General features: G+C 62.8%; 17 protein-coding genes. 3 read left to right on the plus strand and 14 right to left on the minus strand.

Annotated elements, in window-relative coordinates:
- Window positions 1–141: 141 nt before the first annotated feature.
- From fliP to JVX98_RS19085, 14 genes are all read right to left on the minus strand, one after another.
- Complete coding sequence (gene fliP / locus JVX98_RS19020; RefSeq protein WP_043613015.1) at window positions 142–879, minus strand: flagellar type III secretion system pore protein FliP; 738 nt, start codon at window positions 877–879, stop codon at window positions 142–144.
- Between the two features lie 8 nt (window positions 880–887).
- Window positions 888–1382, minus strand: coding sequence for a flagellar basal body-associated FliL family protein (locus JVX98_RS19025; protein ID WP_043613019.1), 495 nt, complete (start codon window positions 1380–1382; stop codon window positions 888–890).
- 18 nt (window positions 1383–1400) lie between these two features.
- Entirely contained in the window at window positions 1401–2114 is a 714-nt protein-coding gene (gene flgH, locus JVX98_RS19030) for a flagellar basal body L-ring protein FlgH (protein WP_192447854.1), read from the minus strand.
- Window positions 2111–2650 carry a MotE family protein gene (locus JVX98_RS19035; protein ID WP_205237091.1) on the minus strand — a complete coding sequence of 180 codons (540 nt, stop codon included), beginning with the start codon at window positions 2648–2650 and terminating at the stop codon, window positions 2111–2113. The genes flgH and JVX98_RS19035 overlap by 4 nt, the downstream gene beginning before the upstream one ends.
- On the minus strand, window positions 2647–3762 hold the full coding sequence (locus JVX98_RS19040) for a flagellar basal body P-ring protein FlgI (RefSeq protein ID WP_043613025.1): 1116 nt from the start codon (window positions 3760–3762) through the stop codon (window positions 2647–2649). Before JVX98_RS19040 ends, JVX98_RS19035 begins: the two co-directional genes overlap by 4 nt.
- The gene (gene flgA, locus JVX98_RS19045; protein ID WP_192447856.1) at window positions 3759–4268 is read right to left on the minus strand and encodes a flagellar basal body P-ring formation chaperone FlgA; all 510 of its coding nucleotides are present in this window, start codon (window positions 4266–4268) and stop codon (window positions 3759–3761) included. Before flgA ends, JVX98_RS19040 begins: the two co-directional genes overlap by 4 nt.
- A gap of 17 nt (window positions 4269–4285) precedes the next feature.
- Complete coding sequence (gene flgG / locus JVX98_RS19050; RefSeq protein WP_192447857.1) at window positions 4286–5074, minus strand: flagellar basal-body rod protein FlgG; 789 nt, start codon at window positions 5072–5074, stop codon at window positions 4286–4288.
- An 11-nt stretch (window positions 5075–5085) separates the two neighbouring features.
- Window positions 5086–5427 carry a flagellar hook-basal body complex protein FliE gene (locus JVX98_RS19055; protein WP_043613027.1) on the minus strand — a complete coding sequence of 114 codons (342 nt, stop codon included), beginning with the start codon at window positions 5425–5427 and terminating at the stop codon, window positions 5086–5088.
- A complete protein-coding gene (gene flgC / locus JVX98_RS19060; protein WP_034796910.1) occupies window positions 5427–5846 on the minus strand; it encodes a flagellar basal body rod protein FlgC in 420 nt (139 codons plus the stop codon). The genes JVX98_RS19055 and flgC overlap by 1 nt, the downstream gene beginning before the upstream one ends.
- A gap of 5 nt (window positions 5847–5851) precedes the next feature.
- The gene (gene flgB / locus JVX98_RS19065) at window positions 5852–6232 is read right to left on the minus strand and encodes a flagellar basal body rod protein FlgB (protein ID WP_192447858.1); all 381 of its coding nucleotides are present in this window, start codon (window positions 6230–6232) and stop codon (window positions 5852–5854) included.
- Between the two features lie 180 nt (window positions 6233–6412).
- Window positions 6413–6967: a flagellar protein gene (locus JVX98_RS19070; protein WP_192447859.1), complete on the minus strand. Its 555-nt coding sequence runs from the start codon at window positions 6965–6967 to the stop codon at window positions 6413–6415.
- Window positions 6967–8358, minus strand: a complete 1392-nt coding sequence (fliI, locus tag JVX98_RS19075) for a flagellar protein export ATPase FliI (protein ID WP_192447860.1) — start codon at window positions 8356–8358, stop codon at window positions 6967–6969. The genes JVX98_RS19070 and fliI overlap by 1 nt, the downstream gene beginning before the upstream one ends.
- Window positions 8359–8376: 18 nt before the next feature.
- Window positions 8377–9102: a flagellar basal-body rod protein FlgF gene (gene flgF / locus JVX98_RS19080; protein ID WP_192447861.1), complete on the minus strand. Its 726-nt coding sequence runs from the start codon at window positions 9100–9102 to the stop codon at window positions 8377–8379.
- A 2-nt stretch (window positions 9103–9104) separates the two neighbouring features.
- Complete coding sequence (locus JVX98_RS19085) at window positions 9105–9884, minus strand: DUF1217 domain-containing protein (RefSeq protein ID WP_205237092.1); 780 nt, start codon at window positions 9882–9884, stop codon at window positions 9105–9107.
- A gap of 181 nt (window positions 9885–10065) precedes the next feature.
- Here JVX98_RS19085 and motA point away from each other — a divergent pair, with 181 nt between their 5' ends.
- The 3 genes from motA to fliN are packed head-to-tail and all read left to right on the plus strand — an operon-like array spanning window position 10066 to window position 12553.
- Window positions 10066–10944 (plus strand): flagellar motor stator protein MotA, encoded by an 879-nt coding sequence (motA, locus tag JVX98_RS19090; RefSeq protein ID WP_043613037.1) that lies wholly within the window; start codon window positions 10066–10068, stop codon window positions 10942–10944.
- A 4-nt stretch (window positions 10945–10948) separates the two neighbouring features.
- A complete protein-coding gene (locus JVX98_RS19095; RefSeq protein ID WP_192447862.1) occupies window positions 10949–11884 on the plus strand; it encodes a FliM/FliN family flagellar motor switch protein in 936 nt (311 codons plus the stop codon).
- Window positions 11885–11944: 60 nt separating this feature from the next.
- Window positions 11945–12553, plus strand: coding sequence for a flagellar motor switch protein FliN (gene fliN, locus JVX98_RS19100; RefSeq protein WP_205237093.1), 609 nt, complete (start codon window positions 11945–11947; stop codon window positions 12551–12553).
- The last annotated feature ends 11 nt before the right edge of the window (window positions 12554–12564 follow it).

A 12564-nucleotide genomic window follows, 5' to 3' on the forward strand; every position in this document is an offset into this window, starting at 1 on the left:
CGAAGATCGCGACGCCCGATGACGCGAATGATCCGGAGCGCCATGCGTCAAAGGTGAGCCCATCGCGGTCTGTCGGGCACGCCTTTCCTCTTTGAACTTTTGATCTATCGTTGCCGCGCCGCGCTGGTTTGCGCGGCAGGCTCAACTGAAGGAGCGCACCAGGCTGCCGACGAGCAGGTTCCAGCCGTCGATCAAGACGAAGAAGAGAATCTTGAACGGCAGCGAGATCGCCGTCGGCGGCAGCATCATCATGCCCATGGCCATGGTGATGGTGGCGACGATCAGGTCGATCACCAGGAACGGCAGCATGATCAGGAAGCCGATTTCGAAGCCGCGGCGAATTTCCGAGATCATGAAGGCCGGCACGACGGCGCGCAGGTCGACTTTATCGTCGACGACGACCGTCTGGCCCTTTTCCTTGGCGATGTCGATGAAGAGCTGCAGGTCCTTGTCGCGCGTATTGGCGAGCATGAAGTCGCGGAACGGCTCGGTGATCCGGGGGATCGCCTCCGTCTCGGTGATCTGGTTCTTCATCAGCGGGTCGATGCCGTCCCGCCAGGCGCGATCGAAGGTCGGCCCCATGACATAGAAGGTCATGAACAGCGCCAGCGAAACCATGATCATGTTGGACGGCGTCGTTGCCAGGCCCATGCCGGTGCGCAGGATCGCAAAGGCGATCACGAAGCGCGGAAAGCTGGTGACCATGATCAGGATGCCGGGGGCCACCGACAACACGGTCAGAAGACCGAAAGTGCGGATGATCCACGAAGCGGCAGAGCCGTCGACAGGCGTATTCAGGATATCAGAGGGGAAGCTCTGGGCGCCGGCAATACCGGACATCGCCATCATGGCAACTATAAAGGCGACTAGCCGGACCATTTATCGAATCATTGGATGACGAAGGTTCTGAACATCACATTGGTTACGCGCCCATCGGAGCGGAGGTCAACCCGCTCCTGGATGTCATCCCGGAGATATTGAAAGCCGCGCGGTCCCTGGATCTGCTGCAGGGAGACGGTTTTCAGGTAGGCGGCGATATCCTGGTGGATCTGCTCGGCCAGTTTCGGGTCGGGCACGCCGTCGAACTGCAGCGCCACTTCCAAGCGGATCCAGTTTTCCGAGGGATAGGCAAGGTTCGTGGTGATCGGGTCGAGCTGGACAACGCCGTTCGCTTCGATCGCGACCTTCGGCAACCCCTCTTCGCCGGTCGCATTGGCGGCCGGCTCCTTGGCTGCTTCCACCTGCTCCTTTGGGGGCGGTGGCGCGAGCAGGCCGCCGACCAGCCAGCCGCCACCACCGGCAACCAGCGTCAGCACGGCGATGGCCGCAATGGTCAGCACCTTCGACGGCGGCTTCGGAGCGTTGGAATCGAGTTCTTCCATCTTGCCGTTCCCTGCCGATCAGATCGGCGAAAATAGATCCATTAACTGCTGGCCGTAGGGCGGCTGCTGCACTTCAGTCAGGCGGCCACGGCCACCGTAGGAGATGCGTGCCTCGGCGATGCGGTCGTAGGAAATAACGTTGTCGGCATCGACGTCCCGCGGCCGGACGATGCCGGCGACGTTCAGGATGCGCAGTTCATGGTTGACGCGCACTTCCTGCGAACCGCTGATCAACAGGTTGCCGTTTTCGAGCACGCCGGTCACGACGGCCGCAACGAGCAGGCGCAGCTTTTCCGAGCGCTCGGTCTTGCCATCGCCTTCGGTCTTGGTGTTCGAGCCGTATTTCAGTTCGCCCGACCAATCGAAATCGCTCGTCTGCGACTTGCCGTTGGCGCCGATGTTGAAGCCGCTCGCATTCTTGCGGCTGCGGTCGGTCTTGTTGTCGAAGGTGGCGCCTTCGTTGATCTTGATGTCGACCGTCAGGATGTCGCCGACATTGATCGCGCGCGCGTCCTTGAAGAGGGCTGCCTGCTGGTCGTTCCACAACGAATAGCCGTTCGTCATCTGGCGTGGCTGCTTCGGGTACATAGCCAGCTGCGGGGTCTGCGAATATTGCAGGCCGCTGCCGATCGGGCTCATCGAAGGCGCGCGGCCGATTTCGTTGAGCGCCTGGTTCTGACATCCCGCAAGGAGGGCGGCCCCGGTCAGTATAGCCGTTAGACGCGTTTTCATGATGGTTCCTTCGAGGTGTTCGGGTCGCTGGCGCTCGAGATGATGTTGGTGAGAACCGCCGCCTTCTCGTCGCTCATTTCGCTCAGGATCAACGACGACTGGCGCGCCGGCAGCTGCATGACGATGGCGGCGGCAATTTCGGGCCTCACCATCTCAAGCTTGCCGGCAGCTGCGTCCGGCTTCATCGTCTTGTAGATGCCGACGAGGTTGAGTTCCGCCTGTTTCAGGAAATCGTTGCGGCGCTTCAGCCAGTCTTCGTATTCGTCGCGGCGCTTTTCCAGCGTTGCGATACGCTCGTCGATGCTGGCCTGCAGCGTTTCGAGATCCTTGCGCTGCAGCACATAGCGCTGGTCGCGCGCGGCATCGGCGATGTTGGTGCAGAACTGCTGGATCTCGTTCTGGGTCGCGTCGCTGGCCGGCGGCGCCGTGACGTCCTGGGCGAAGGCGCCGGGCATCGAGAGCATGGACGCGACAGCCGCTGCGGCGAGCAGCAGCTTGGGCATCAGGCCGAAAGAATGATTGTCGTTTGCCGTCATTGCAGCACGAGCTCCGCCTGGAGGGCACCGGCCGTCTTGATACTCTGCAGGATAGCGATGATGCCGTCCGGCTTGACGCCGATGTTGTTGAGGCCGGCGACGAGCGAGCGAAGGCTCGACCCGTTGAGGATCGCCACCGTGCCGCCGTCGGACTGCGCGTTGATGGTCGTGTTCGGTTCCATCGCCGTCTGTCCGCGCGAGAAGGGCAGCGGCTGCACCACCGTCGGCGTCTCGCTGACTTCCACGGTCAAGGTTCCGTAACTGACGGCCACCTCGTTGACCCGAACATCCTGGCCGATGACGATCGTGCCGGTGCGTTCGTTGATGACGACGCGCGCGGGCACATCGGTCTCGATGACGATGTTTTCGATGTCGGCCATCAGCCGCGCCAGATCCGCCATCTTCGGCTTCTCGACGAGAACGGCCTGGCTATCGCGGGCTTCCGCAATGCGACCGCCATATTGCTGGGCCGCATATTTGTTGATCGCTGCGGCCATGCCAACGGCCGTCGAGAAATCAGGATTGCGCAGCTGCAGCACAAGGTTGAAGCCATCCTTGAACTTCGACGGCAGCTCGCGCTCGATGATGGCGCCGTTCGGCACGCGACCAGACGTCGTGACACCCTGGTTGAGCGTCGCGGCATCGCCCTGTGCGTTGAAGCCGGTGACGACGACGGAGCCTTGCGCGACCGCATAGATCTGGCCGTCGGCGCCTGAAAGCGAGGTCATGACCAGTGTGCCGCCGCGCAGCGACGTGCTGTCGCCGAGCGAGCCGACGGTCACGTCGACGCGGCTGCCGGGGCTGGCGAACGGTGGCAGGTTCGCCGTCACCAGCACGGCCGCGACGTTGCGCGTCCGGGACTCGCCGCCCTGGGTGGAGATGCCGAGATTCTGCAGCATCGCGCGGATCGACTGGTCGGTGAACGGCGACGAGCGCAGGCTGTCTCCCGTGCCCTGGAGGCCGACGACGAGGCCGTATCCGATGAGCTGGTTGTCACGGCCCGCCTGAAGCGAGGCGACATCCTTGATCCGGGATGCGCCGAAGGCGGGTGTCAGCGCCATGGAAAACGCGACGGCCAGCGACAGGAACCATTTGCATGCAAGCATTTTCATTTCGCCACCACATGGACAGTGCCGTCGGCCATCACCGTTCCGGAAACGATGACGCCGGTATCGATGTTGCGCGCCCGGATCAGTTCGCCGACGGCGGCGTCCTGGAGCGGCGATCCGGCAGCGCTGATGGTCAGGCCGCCATTGCTGAAGACGAGGCGCACGGTCGAACCGCGCTCGACGGCGTACTGCTCGCGCAGCGCGCTCGCGAGGATCACCCGGCCGGGAAGAAGCGTGCGCTTGGTGACCTTGCCGTCGATCTCGCCCAGGGTTCTGATGTAACCGTCGGCGAGATCGGGGTTGGTGACGTCGACGACTTCGACGCGGCTCGCGTCGACGGTTTCGCCCGGATAGATGGTCTGCGTGGGGATTACCGCCGTCAGCCGCTCCGCATAACCTGTCGAAGGCAACAGGAAAGCGGTGGCAAGGAGCGCGCCAGCCGCCAGCCGCCGCGCGCTGGCGCGGCCGGCCTTCGAAGCCTTGATGTCTGCGGATCGGCGAAACGTCATGTTTGCCCCCTCTTTCGTTACCTGAGGTTCTTGCTCACCGTGGCCGCCATTTCGTCGGCGGCCTGAATGATCTTGGAGTTCATCTCGTAGGCGCGCTGCGCCGAGATCAGGTCGGTGATTTCCTTGACCGGATCGACGTTGGACGCTTCGAGATACTTCTGCTTGATCTGCGCGAAGCCCGGATCGGCCGGCGTGCCGACGATCGCGTCGCCGGAGGCCGGCGTCTGCTTGAAGAGGTTTTCGCCCTGCGGCTCGAGGCCCGCCTCGTTGACGAAGTTGGCGATCGTCAGCTGGCCGATTTCCTGCATCGCCGGGTTGTTGCCGATGCGCACCATCACCTGGCCGGAGCTGGTGAAGACGATGTCGGTCGCGTCCTGCGGAACGGTGATACCCGGAACAACGGTGTAGCCGTCGATCGTCACGAGCTGGCCTTGGGCATTCTTGTTGAAGGCGCCGGCGCGGGTATAAACGGTCTCGCCATCGGGCGTTTCGACCTGGAACCAGCCGCGGCCGATCAGCGCCAGGTCGTACTCGTTGCCGGTCGAGACCATGCTGCCCTGGATGTGAAGATTGCGCACGGCTGCCGTCTGCACGCCGAGGCCGATGATCGCGCCTTCCGGAACGATCGCCTGGTTGGAGCGGTTCGGCACGCCCTGGGCGCGTTCGGTCTGGTACAGCAGATCGGAAAACTCGGCACGCGCGCGCTTGTAACCCGTCGTGTTGATGTTCGCGATGTTGTTCGCGATGACTTCGAGGTTCAGCTGCTGGGCGTTCATGCCGGTGGCGGCAATGGAAAGGGCCTTCATGTCTCGTTCCTTCAGATCTGCATGCGCGCAATTTCGAGGTAGGCGGTGACCACCTTGTCGCGGATCGCGATCGCGGTCTGCAGCGACTGTTCGGCGCTCATCACCGCATCGACCACCTCACGGGTGTTTGCCTGGCCGCGAATGCCGTCGAGTGACATGCCTTCCGCCTTCTTCATCGCGCCGATGGCGTCGGTCGCCATGTCGCCGAGAACCGAAGCGAAGCTCTGCCCCTGCGGCACGCCCTGGGTGGCGGCCGGCATGCCGAAGATCGACGACGAGGATGACGTAGAGTGGGTGCCATCGGTCTCTTTGGTGACCGAGAACGCGCCGAGGGATTTAACTGCATCGATCATTATTGCGAGGCTCTCAACAGGTCGATTGTCTGGGAAATCAGGTCGCGGGACTGCTTGATGGTCTGCAGGTTCGCCTCATAGGCGCGGTTGGCTTCGCGCATATCGGCCATCTCGACCAGGATGTTGACGTTCGGCAGCTTGACCATGCCCTTTTCGTTGGCGGCCGGATTGCCCGGATCGAACTCGATGTTGAAGTCCGAATCGTCCGTGCCCTGGCGCTCGATCTCAACCAGCGAGGCGCCGCTTGCGCGGTCCACTTCGGCGGCAAAGCTGATGGTCTTGCGCCGATAGGGATCCGCGCCCGGCGTATCGCCGGTGGAGCGGGCGTTGGCGATGTTTTCGGAGACGATGCGCAGGCGGGTCGATTCCGCCTGCAGGCCGGAGGCCGATACCTTGAGGGCCGAGGTCAATGGATCCATGGTTCTTACTTCCGTACCGCCATTAGCATCATTCGGTGAAAGGCCTTTACGAGGCCCGCGGAGAGCTCGTAGTCGCGCTTGATTTCGCCGGTCTTCATCATTTCCTGCTCGATCGCGACGCTGTTGCCCGATTGCTGGATCTGCACGCCGTCGACCATGCCGACTTCAGCCACCTGAGAGGCTGCGAGGCCGTCCGTGAAATGCATCTTGTTGGTCGCCGCCATCTGGATGCCGGCGTCCTGCAGAACGCTTTCGAACGGCTTGACGTCCTTGGCCTTGTAGTGCGGCGTGTTCGCATTGGCGATGTTGCCGGCCACCACGTTCTGACGAACGGTCAGCCACTGGGCCTGCCGGGACGCGAGGTCGAAAAGCTGAATCGGTTGCATCAAAAGCTCCATGCTTGCTGATGCGAACCTAGGCCGGTAATCTTGCGTGGGACTTTCGTCGGAAAGCGATGCCCGCGGGATCGGGACCGCGGCCGCCGGAGATTACCTGCAAAAGGCAGAAAAGCCGCGTCATCCGTCAGAGATGGCGCGGCGGTCACGGGAAAGGAATACGGATCTGCGTCAGTTGGCCTGGTACATTTCGCCGGAGGAGGTGATCATCACCCAGTGGCCATCCCGCTGCTCGAGCGTGGCAAGACGCGTGTTGTCGGGCAGAACCGAACCGACGCGCACGATGTACATGCCGCTCGCATCCTCGATCAGTGCGCGACCGTTGGCGACATGCATCAGCTTGAAGCCGGACTTGCCGGGAAAGGGCTGCGACAGCCCCTCTTCCGCGGCTGTCCCTTCCGGTCCCGGACCGGCGCCGATGCCCGGCACCGTCGCCGTCGTCAGCTGGTCGATGGCGGCCAAGGTCTCGCCGTCCGCGTCGGGCATGGCGAGCGGGGAGACAGAGACGACGTTGCGCGCGGCGCGCTCCGGCAGCTCGCGGGTCGAACCCTGCCACAAAGGCGGCATGGTGAACTGGTCCTGGTGGAAGAAGGCATACCAGGGAAAGAAGGTCGCGAACGCGGCAAGCGCCACGCCGGTCGCAGCCAGGAACTTGTCGGTCATCGGCATGCGGCTTCGCTTGCGCTGGTGAACCATCTCGTCCGCATCATAATCGGTCATGGTCATCACCTCGTTCTCGCACCCGGCTGATTGCCCATCGCCGCCGCCTTCAGCGCGTTGGCGAGATCGGAAAAGGCATCCTGCGCCGGGCGCTCACCGGCGGTCTGCGTCAATACCTCGTAGATGACCGGCACCTGCTTGATCGCCATGTCGAGATCCGGATCGCCACCTGGGCGATAGCCACCGATCAGGCGAAGGTCGCGGGTCTCTTCGAAGCGGTGGATCAGCGCCTTCAGGCGCGAGACCAGCTTTTCCTGGTCGGGGGTCCAGGCCTTGCGCGCGAGACGCGAGATCGAGGCGAGCGGATTGATCGGCGGGTACCGCCCCTCCTCCGCAAGGCTGCGCTCGAGCACGATGTGGCCGTCGAGGATGCCGCGAGTCGAGTCGGCGACCGGATCGTTGTGATTGTCGCCGTCGACGAGAATGGAGATGATCGCCGTGATCGTGCCGGCGCCTTCGGTTCCCGGGCCGGCGCGCTCCAGCAGGCGCGGCAGTTCGGTGAAGACCGAGGCCGGATAGCCGCGCGCGATCGGCGGCTCGCCGGACGCGGTTGCGACCTCGCGGATCGCGTGGGCGAAGCGGGTGACACTGTCGACGATCAACAGAACGTTGTCGCCGTTGTCGCGATAATGCTCAGCGATGGTGACGGCGGTCAGCGGCGCCATCTTGCGCAGCATCGGGCTCTCGTCGCTGGTCGCGACGACTGCGACGGACTTCGCCAGATTGTCGCCCAGCGTATCCTCGATGAATTCGCGCACTTCACGGCCGCGTTCGCCGACCAGCGCGATCACCACCTTGTCGAAGGCATCGGCCCGCGCCAGCATGGAGAGCAGCGTCGATTTGCCGACGCCGGAGCCGGCGAAAATGCCGAGACGCTGGCCAAGGCAGAGCGGAGAAAAGATGTCGATCGCACGCACGCCGGTCAGGAAGCCCTTCTCGACCCTTTTGCGGGTCATCGACGGCGGCGCGGTGTTGGTGATCGAGCGGCGCACGTCGCCCTGCTGCAGAGGACCGAGACCATCGATCGGTTCGCCGAGCGCATTGATCGCACGACCGCACCATTGGTCGGTCGGCGCGACGCGGAAGGCGCCCTTGCGGATGACCGTGTCGTGGATGCCGATCGGGTCGCCGGGCTCGATCGGGCAGACGACCACCCGCTCCGGCTCGACCCGAACGACCTCACCGAGATGGGTTCCGGTGACGCTCTTGTGGGCGACGAAATCGCCGAGCCGGACATGCCGCGACAGGCCGGTCACCGTGTAGTGGCCGGGCGAGATCGTCTGGACGTGACCGCCGGGTGCGATCGAGAATTCGGGTTTGGCATAGCGCTCGACCAGGCCGGCAAGTGCCGCCAGAGATGTCGATCCCGCGCTCGGTTTCAGGCCTTCGCTTTGCATGCCGATGTCCGTCACAGATTAACGACTGCCGCCAAGCGTCTTGACCGCTTCTTCGAGCGATCCTTCGCTGTCACGCAAGAGGGCGGTGATTTGGTCGAAGGCGCGGGTGACCATGATCAGCTGCGACATTTCCTGGATGGCATTGACGTTGGACTCCTCGACGAAACCCTGCATGACGCCCACATCGAACCGGTCGACCACCGGCTCGACCTGCGCTGCCGGTTGAACGGCGCTGTTGTCGAGACGGATGAAGCCCTGGCTGAAATCGGCCTCGTAAAGGCCGAGCGAGGCGACGGCGACGCCGTTCTGATGAAGCGCACCATCGGCGCCGACGGTGATTTCACCGCCATTGCCGTTCAACTGGATCGGCGCGCCGCCGGCGTCGAGCACCGGATAGCCGCGGATGGTGACGAGTTCGCCGGTGTCCGTCAGCGTGAAACGACCGTCGCGCGTCAGCGCCTGACCGGATGGCGTCTCGATCTGGAACCAGGCGTCGCCCTTGATGGCAAAGTCGAGCGAGGAACCGGTGCGCGAGAGCGAGCCGTTGCTAGTGTTCAGGAACTCCTCGCCCTTGCTGACATAGGAAACCTTCACCGGCTTGGTGTCGCCGAGCATCTGGTTGAACTTCACCTCGGTTCCACGGAAGCCGACGGTGTTAGAGTTCGCGATGTTGTCGGCAAGTGTGTTGAGGCGCTTTTCAAGCGCCATCTGCGACGAGATTGCGACGTAAAGACCGGTTTGCACGCTCAGTTTCCCCCGAGTTTCAGGCTGTTGATGGACAGGAGAAGATCGGAAGAAATGCCGTAGCCGCTCGACGAGCCGAAGACCGCGAGCGGATCATAACCGTCCGTTGAATTTTTGGTTTCCCAGAGCGCGGTGAACCGGTCGAGAAACTCGGCTACCTTGGTCGGGTCCTGGAAGTCCTTGAAATCGAGCGCCTGTTCATAGGTCTCGGCCTGGCGATCAACATTGGTCGCAGCGAATTCGTTGGGCAGCTGCAGGGCCGTGCGCACCACCTGGGCGATCGCCTCGTCGGCGATGATGGCGTAACCGCTGTTGATTGTCGGCGCCATGCGGGAAAAATAGAGCGCAAGCCTGACGCCGGCATTCTCTTCGCCTGCGTCCTGTTCCAGGGTCTGGCGGGTGTATTTTTCTGCGACGCCCTTCTGCGCACGATCGAAAGACGTGGCGGCCGCGCCGTGGGCTGCAAAATTCAGCGATTCGACGAGCTGCTTGTAGCGGTTGTCGGTCAGCTTGTTGGCGAAGGCATCTTCGTTGTCGACGCCTTCCGTCAGCACCTTGCGCATGAAGGCCTTGGCATAGGCCATGTCTTCGAGGCCGTGCGCCTTCATCGCGTAATTGTAGAGGCGGGTATCGGCAAAGAAGTCGTCGATCGTTTTGACGTCGCCGATCTTCGACAGATAGTACGCGGTCTCGCGCGCCACATCGGGCTGCTCGGCAACACGGGCCAGCGACTTCGTCAAGTCGGCCGTAATCAACTTGTAGCTCGTATAGGTCGTGGTCACGATCGCTCCGCCCCTGCCGGAATGAGACAGGCAGCCCTGAGCCTGTTCTGACAAATCCTGACCGGACAGCCTTGCGCGAACCTGTTCCGCCAGGTGGCCCTGTCGCCAGGACCGGCCAGCCTCACGCAAGGATGAAACCGTATCCCGTTAGCGGAAAATAAGATCGCGACAGGTATCGAATATGAACATCATCATCGGACTTCTTGTGACGTTCGGCTGTATCCTCGGCGGCTATCTGGCGATGGGCGGCCACATGGAAGTCCTCAACCAGCCGTTCGAACTGCTGATCATCGGCGGCGCCGGCGTCGGCGGCTTCATCATGGCCAACTCGATGAAGGTGGTGAAGGATACCGGCAAGGCGCTTGGCGAAGCCTTTCGCCACAAGGTGCCGAAAGAGCGCGAGTATCTCGACACGCTCGGCGTTCTCTATTCGCTGATGCGCGACCTGCGCACCAAGTCGCGCAACGAGATCGAAAGCCACATCGACAACCCCGAGGAATCCACGATCTTCCAGTCGGCGCCGACGGTTCTGAAGAACAAGGAACTGACCGCCTTCATCTGCGACTACGTGCGTCTGATCATCATTGGAAACGCCCGCTCGCACGAGATCGAAGCGCTGATGGACGAGGAAATCCAGACCATCACCCACGACAAGATGAAGTGCTACCACGCGCTGAACACGATGGGCGACGCCTTCCCGGCGATCGGTATCGTCGCGGCCGTTCTCGGCGTCATCAAGGCGATGGGCGCGATCAGCGAGGCGCCCGAAGTTCTCGGCGCCAAGATCGCGGCCGCTCTCGTCGGCACACTGCTCGGCGTGTTTCTCTCCTATTCGATCGTCGCGCCGCTCGTGGCCAACGTCAAATCGGTGCGCGAGAAGCAGAACCGGCTCTACATCATCGTCAAGCAGACACTACTTGCCTACATGAACGGCTCGGTTCCGCAGGTCGCTCTCGAATATGGCCGCAAGACCATTTCGGCCTACGAGCGTCCGTCGATCGACGCGGTCGAGCAGGAAATGATGAACCCCGGCGGCGGCGGCGAAAGCAAGGCGGCTTGATCTGATGACCTCCAATGTTCACGCATTCGACCGCAAGCTCCTCGCGCGTATGACCGGCGCGCTCGGCGACGACCGGGTGATCGGCCGGCTGGCCCTCGAACTCGGCCAGGTCTTCGGCGAATTCCTGCCGGACATGTGCCGGGCGGAGACGGGTCTCGACATCACCATCGGCTATGCCGGCCACCGGACCGGGATGCGCCGCGACTTGATCTCGTCGATGGGCACGGGCGTGCTGATCAGCGAGGTTTCGCTGCGCAACTGGTGCACGGACTTTCAGATCGGCTGCGACAGCCCGATCATCATCGCTCTGGTGGAGGCGCTGCTCGGCGCCGAGCCCGCCGGCATCGAGGAGCCGCAGCCGCGCGCTCTTTCCCAGATCGAAATCGACGTGGCCGTGCCGCTGTTCGAGAAGATCGCCGACGTGCTCAGGACCGCCGTCAATGCGCCTGGCAGCTTCGAGCCGATCGTCGAACGCCCGATCAACAGCGTCGCGCGCCCCAAGCCCGATCCGATGATCGAGGACGTTCACGCCGGCGCGATCGACATGACGATCGGCTTCGGCCCCGTGCTTTCCACCTTCTCGATCATCGTTCCGCAAAGCGTGCTTCTGAAGACGACGATCGTCTTCCCCAAGGGAAGCGGACAGCAGCGCAAGGCGAAGGCCGAGTGGACGGAACAGCTGGAGGAGCAGGTTCGCCGTTCGGCGGTGACGATCGAGGCACGTATCCGGCTCGAAAGCCTGACGCTCGACACGATCAGCCGTCTGCAACCGGGCGACGTCATTCCCTTCCTCGACGCCCAGGACGTTCGCGTCGACGTCAACGCCAATGGCCGCGACCTCTATGTCTGCGAATTCGGGCGCGCCGGATCGAAATACACGGTTCGGGTCAAGGATACGCACGGATCCGAACAGGACATCCTTCGCCACATCATGAGTTAAATCGGCCTGCCGCGCGCTCGCAGCATGCCTGAGGCAAGCTTCAACTGGAATAGTTCTCACATGGCACCCAAAAAAGCACCCATCAACGAACAGGCCGAAGTCGCTGTCGGAGATATGGAACTCGACCAGGCGATTAACGATCTGCGCGGTGTCCTGAAGCAGGATTCCGACACGCCTGATGCTTTCGGCTCCGAATTCGGCGGCGAAGCGCTTGGCACCACCGATTTCGGCAGTGATTTTGGCGCACCGGCCGCTGGCGGCCTCGACGCATTCGGCGGCGATTTCGGCTCCAGCGACTTCGGCGCCGATCTCGGCGGCGCGGCCGCGACGAGCGATTTCGGCGGCACGGATTTTGCCGCGACGTCCTTCGACAGCGCTGATGCGGCCGTCGATACGCCGCCCGGCAGCGGCATGAACGCCAATCTCGATCTGATCATGGACATTCCGATCGACGTGCAGATCGTGCTCGGCTCGAGCCGGATGCAGGTCTCGGGCCTCATGAACCTCAGCGAAGGCGCAACGATCGCGCTGGATCGCCGCATCGGCGAGCCGGTGGAGATCATGGTCAACGGTCGCGTGATCGGCCGTGGCGAAATTACCGTTCTCGAAGGCGACGATACCCGCTTCGGCGTCAAACTCATCGAGATCAAGGGCAATAAGAAGTCATAGGGCCCAATGAT

The organism is Ensifer sp. PDNC004 (assembly GCF_016919405.1).
Classification (GTDB): domain Bacteria; phylum Pseudomonadota; class Alphaproteobacteria; order Rhizobiales; family Rhizobiaceae; genus Ensifer.

Coding starts and splice junctions, on each gene's coding strand:
- fliP (WP_043613015.1), bottom strand. CDS start 879: ATGGTCCGGCTAGTCGCCTTTATAGTTGCCATGATGGCGATGTCCGGT.
- JVX98_RS19025 (WP_043613019.1), bottom strand. CDS start 1,382: ATGGAAGAACTCGATTCCAACGCTCCGAAGCCGCCGTCGAAGGTGCTG.
- flgH (WP_192447854.1), bottom strand. CDS start 2,114: ATGAAAACGCGTCTAACGGCTATACTGACCGGGGCCGCCCTCCTTGCG.
- JVX98_RS19035 (WP_205237091.1), bottom strand. CDS start 2,650: ATGACGGCAAACGACAATCATTCTTTCGGCCTGATGCCCAAGCTGCTG.
- JVX98_RS19040 (WP_043613025.1), bottom strand. CDS start 3,762: ATGAAAATGCTTGCATGCAAATGGTTCCTGTCGCTGGCCGTCGCGTTT.
- flgA (WP_192447856.1), bottom strand. CDS start 4,268: ATGACGTTTCGCCGATCCGCAGACATCAAGGCTTCGAAGGCCGGCCGC.
- flgG (WP_192447857.1), bottom strand. CDS start 5,074: ATGAAGGCCCTTTCCATTGCCGCCACCGGCATGAACGCCCAGCAGCTG.
- JVX98_RS19055 (WP_043613027.1), bottom strand. CDS start 5,427: ATGATCGATGCAGTTAAATCCCTCGGCGCGTTCTCGGTCACCAAAGAG.
- flgC (WP_034796910.1), bottom strand. CDS start 5,846: ATGGATCCATTGACCTCGGCCCTCAAGGTATCGGCCTCCGGCCTGCAG.
- flgB (WP_192447858.1), bottom strand. CDS start 6,232: ATGCAACCGATTCAGCTTTTCGACCTCGCGTCCCGGCAGGCCCAGTGG.
- JVX98_RS19070 (WP_192447859.1), bottom strand. CDS start 6,967: ATGACCATGACCGATTATGATGCGGACGAGATGGTTCACCAGCGCAAG.
- fliI (WP_192447860.1), bottom strand. CDS start 8,358: ATGCAAAGCGAAGGCCTGAAACCGAGCGCGGGATCGACATCTCTGGCG.
- motA (WP_043613037.1), top strand. CDS start 10,066: ATGAACATCATCATCGGACTTCTTGTGACGTTCGGCTGTATCCTCGGC.
- JVX98_RS19095 (WP_192447862.1), top strand. CDS start 10,949: ATGACCTCCAATGTTCACGCATTCGACCGCAAGCTCCTCGCGCGTATG.
- fliN (WP_205237093.1), top strand. CDS start 11,945: ATGGCACCCAAAAAAGCACCCATCAACGAACAGGCCGAAGTCGCTGTC.